Genomic DNA, 2,994 nt, shown 5'->3' with positions numbered 1-2,994 from the left:
GTTCGCCGCCTTCTTCAAGGTCGGCCTGCCGCTGACGCTGGTCACGCTGCTTGCCGGGACGGCATGGCTGGCGCTCGGGTTCTAGACGGGCGGTGGGGCGGCAAACCCGGAGTGGGCCTCCAAACTCAGTGAGAAGCATTTTGCGACCAACCAGTGAACCACTGTCGTAATGTTTTGCAGGGTGGCAACAACTTGCGCCAAGCACATAGACCAAAGCTAAGGTTACGACTAGGCTGCTTAAAATGTTGGGTAACTAAGAAAGACCAACAAAACCGGGGAAATTTATCGCGGAATGAAAGCGTTGGATAAAGACAGCTATTTCAAGCCGAGGTGACAAGGGGGAGATAAAATGGACGACATTGTCGAACCAGTCAGCCCCGTGAATCACAGGCTTACAAAGTACTTGAAGCAGGCTCGTGATAGGTTGATCCAGACCGGTACCCGCAACCGGCTGATACACACGGCCCGCTTCGCCAAACGCGGCAAGAGCATCGATATCATTGACGAGCGTTCGGACGATGTCTTCCGTATTCTTGTCACTGACAGTAAGCGCATGCGCTTCGATCACGAAAGCGCCGGTTGAGTCCGTCGCGATCGCCTTAGATCATTGCGGTAGAGCTAGATGACTGGCTCTGCCGATCCTATCAGCTCCCAGGGTTTGCCAACCCCAAGCGCCTGGCGGGCGAAGTAACGGTAGGGAGTACGAGACCAGTCCTTAACCGATGAACTTCTGTTGTCGAGGATAAGGTCACCCTTCGAGGTCCTCACGGTGAGCACCGTATGACCGTCCCAACCGCTTCGGGCGACCGTCAAAAGGAGCGCCGATGCAGGCCAACCCATCTTCATCAACTCCGCCTTTTTCAGAATGGCAAAGTCTTCGCAGTCGCCATACCTGCTTGGCACCCTCCAGTCATCGTCTGTCCCGTTTGTGGCCATATCGGAACTTTCGGTTATGCGCCGGTTAACCGAACTGTTTACGCTAGCAAGCTCGGCACTGCGCGAATTCGTCAACTCGACCAGCTTCTGACTACCGCTCGTGCTACAGAGCCTCTTTTCACGAGCGCAGAAGTCATGGAAGGCCGGGGGTGCAAATGCATGGCCAATCATCTGCATCTGCGTTCCGGTGCTGAGCACGGTCTTCCCCCGGTTGACATGGCAGAAATCGAACCACTGGTCGTGCTACAGCCGGTGCTTGCCAGTACGCATGCGAGAAGAGCGGTTGTTGAAATTTTCATCGGGAACCCCATTCGTGGGCATTCCCTATCGCCGGCCAGGGCAGCGAAAATGCGGTCGAACACGCCGAGCCGGCTCCAGCGGATGAAGCGGCTGTAGAGCGTCTTGTGCGGGCCGTAGCCGGCAGGCGCGTCCTTCCACTGCAAACCGTTGCGGATCACATAGACGATGCCGCTCACAACCTTCCGGTCGTCGACGCGCGGAACGCCGTGAGACCGCGGGAAATGCGGCGCTAGGTGAAAGAATAAAAAATTCAATAGTCATCTTTATTTATAGTCCATAATTAATTTGGATTAGTCAAAAAGAAATTGGATATATCTTTAGATGTAATCTACACCTATTAGGGGAACGTATGATTTGGATGCTACGTTACATAGCATCTGTTAATAATTTCGGAGAGTTCCGATGCAAACCGCGAAACAAATACTTACTCGCAGCACAATGCTTACCTCTATGGCGCTTGTGTGTTCGATGCCGACCATGCCTGCTTCTGCCCAGAGCAGCATCAGGCCCGTACTTACCGCCGAACAGTGCGTCCCGCTGACTGAGCAGAACTACGCAATATGCTGCGTGGCTCTAAACCGGGACGAACTGCTTACCAGGGCGGAGCTAGACCAGTGCCCGCCCATTACGACCGGCCAGGTCGGCACTGACGATGCCGGCACCGACGACGGGGGCACCGGCGACGGCGGCACTGACGATGGCGGCACCGACGATGGCGGCACCGACGATGGCGGCACCGACGACGGCGGCACCGACGACGGCGGCACCGACGATGGCGGCACTGACGACGGCGGCACCGACGATGGCGGCACCGACGACGGCGGCACCGACGATGGCGGCACCGACGATGGCGGCGCCGACGACGGCGGCACCGACGATGGCGGCACCGATGACGGTTCGTCCGACGACGCCGCTGGAAATCCCGGCAACGAAAAGAGCGTCGGAGCCGCCGGCGAGGGCCCAGGCCCTCACTCACCCAGTGATTTTGGTCCAACCGGAAGCTTCGGCAAAGGCGACGCGAACGGCAACGCCGGGGGGCAAGGGAGAAGGGGAGACGCGCCGGGCCACAACTGAGGTGCTCCGGGAATAGCGGAAACGCTCCGGCCCGGGATTGCGTTCCCGGACGGCAGCATGGGGCGAACGGCGGCTTGCGGCGTGCAGTGAAGCGAGGCCAGCTTGCCGTCGAGACGATTGGCAACCGCTATTACACCACGCTCGAGAACATCAAAGAGATACGCCGGCTGTGCCGGGAGGGCGCATGACGAAAGCAATCCGCTTCCATGTAGATCCGCGCGACGTGCCGCCAAATAAAAGGCGGTGGTGGTCTGCATCGGGCTGGCGATCGCCTTCTTCGCCGGCGTTCCGGTCGCCAAGGCCGCACTGATCGGCGGCGCCATTCTTCTCGTGACCCGCGCCATCAAGCCGGCGCGCATCTACCGCGAGATCGACGGGCCGCTGTTGTTTATGTTCGCCGGCCTGTTCATCGTCGTCGCCGGCGCCGAGAAGACGCTGCTCAGCCCCGACATCGTCGCCTCGGCAAAAAACCTCGGGCTGGACGACGTCTGGCGGCTGTCCGGCTTCACCGCAGTGCTGTCCAACATCATGAGCAACGTTCCGGCCGTGCTGGCGCTGCGGCCGTTCATACCAGGCCTGGAAGACCCCGAGCGCGCCTGGCTGGGTCGTCGCCATGAGCTCGACGCTGGCCGGCAATTTCACGCTGCTCGGTTCAGTCGCCAATCTGATCGTCGCCGAGTACGC

The 2,994-nt window shown here is 59.4% G+C and carries 3 protein-coding genes and 2 pseudogenes; 3 read left to right on the top strand and 2 right to left on the bottom strand.

Annotated elements, in window-relative coordinates; translation table 11 throughout:
* The first annotated feature begins 349 nt into the window (after nucleotides 1-349).
* Nucleotides 350-583, top strand: a complete 234-nt coding sequence (locus CIT26_RS17895) for a DUF4011 domain-containing protein (RefSeq protein ID WP_095493811.1) — start codon at nucleotides 350-352, stop codon at nucleotides 581-583.
* Between the two features lie 35 nt (nucleotides 584-618).
* On the opposite strand, the gene CIT26_RS17890 is transcribed toward CIT26_RS17895, so the two are convergent.
* Nucleotides 619-1,134: a transglutaminase-like cysteine peptidase gene (locus tag CIT26_RS17890; RefSeq protein WP_425350356.1), complete on the bottom strand. Its 516-nt coding sequence runs from the start codon at nucleotides 1,132-1,134 to the stop codon at nucleotides 619-621.
* A 128-nt stretch (nucleotides 1,135-1,262) separates the two neighbouring features.
* Nucleotides 1,263-1,490: pseudogene (locus tag CIT26_RS17885) on the bottom strand (transposase); the annotation flags it as partial.
* A gap of 223 nt (nucleotides 1,491-1,713) precedes the next feature.
* Here CIT26_RS17885 and CIT26_RS37105 point away from each other — a divergent pair.
* Entirely contained in the window at nucleotides 1,714-2,310 is a 597-nt protein-coding gene (locus CIT26_RS37105; RefSeq protein WP_206072781.1) for a hypothetical protein, read from the top strand.
* 237 nt (nucleotides 2,311-2,547) lie between these two features.
* Nucleotides 2,548-2,994, top strand: a pseudogene (locus tag CIT26_RS17875) (SLC13 family permease); the annotation flags it as partial.

This window comes from Mesorhizobium temperatum (genome assembly GCF_002284575.1).
Taxonomy (GTDB): Bacteria; Pseudomonadota; Alphaproteobacteria; order Rhizobiales; family Rhizobiaceae; genus Mesorhizobium; species Mesorhizobium temperatum.
This window is presented reverse-complemented; position numbering and strand designations above follow the sequence as displayed.

Bases quoted from the DNA above. Each gene is read 5' to 3' on its own strand.
- CIT26_RS17895 (WP_095493811.1), top strand. From the start codon at position 350: ATGGACGACATTGTCGAACCAGTCAGCCCCGTGAATCACAGGCTTACA.
- CIT26_RS37105 (WP_206072781.1), top strand. From the start codon at position 1,714: ATGCCTGCTTCTGCCCAGAGCAGCATCAGGCCCGTACTTACCGCCGAA.